This window comes from Nocardioides sp. SR21 (assembly GCF_022761125.1).
Lineage (GTDB): Bacteria > Actinomycetota > Actinomycetes > Propionibacteriales > Nocardioidaceae > Nocardioides.
Genome location: NZ_JAKWJR010000024.1, coordinates 1 through 816, shown reverse-complemented (window position 1 = coordinate 816; position 816 = coordinate 1). Strand labels below are relative to the sequence as shown.

The window sequence follows — 816 nt, the reverse complement described above, 5'->3', positions numbered from 1 at the left end:
CACCGATACCCGCGCTCGTTGGTCGAGTAGCGAGCGCCAGCGAGCGTATCGAGACCCCACCCAGACCGAGGGTCTCGATACGCCGCCTCGTCCCTCGGCGGCTACTCGACCACCGAACGCCCACCCTCGTCGGTCGAGTAGCGAGCGCCAGCGAGCGAATCGAGACCCCGTCCCACCCCTCGGCGGCTACTCGACCACCGGACGGCCGAAGTCCTTCTTCGCCAGCGCAGGGAGTGCCGCGTAGTCCTGACGGATCAGCGCCATCCGCTTCGCGCGGCTCCAGTTCTGAATCTGCTTCTCTCGCGCGAAGGCATCGCCGACATGCTCGTGCTCCTCGTGCCAGACCAGCTCGACCGGTCGTCGGTGTCGCGTGTACTCGGCTCCTTCCCCGATCTCGTGCTGGTAGAGCCGCAGACCGAGGTCACGGGTGCTGCCGACGTAGAAGGATCCGTCCGAGCAGCGAAGCAGGTAGGTGTAGGCCGTCATCGCCACACCATCCGAGAACGAACACCGCCGCACCAGGAGCAGTTCGCGACCTGTGGATGACCTGGTCTCGATAGTCGACCACCAACCCCACCCTCGTTGGTCGAGTAGCGAGCGCCAGCGAGCGAATCGAGACCCCACCCACTCGAAGGGTCTCGATACGCCGCCTCGTCCCTCGGCGGCTACTCGACCACCGACATCGCCCGCCAGGGTTGTTGAGTCGCGAGCTACTCGACCACCGATACCCGCGCTCGTTGGTTGAGTCGCGAACTACTCGACCACCGATACCCGCGCTCGTTGGTCGAGTAGCGAGCGCCAGCGAGCGTATCGAGA

1 protein-coding gene is annotated in these 816 nt (G+C 65.7%); it reads right to left on the bottom strand.

What is annotated here, in order from left to right:
• Positions 1-186 precede the first annotated feature (186 nt).
• Entirely contained in the window at positions 187-486 is a 300-nt protein-coding gene (locus MJ604_RS23625) for a GIY-YIG nuclease family protein (RefSeq protein ID WP_243061258.1), read from the bottom strand.
• Positions 487-816: the final 330 nt, after the last annotated feature.

Coding starts and splice junctions, on each gene's coding strand:
- MJ604_RS23625 (WP_243061258.1), bottom strand. CDS start 486: ATGACGGCCTACACCTACCTGCTTCGCTGCTCGGACGGATCCTTCTAC.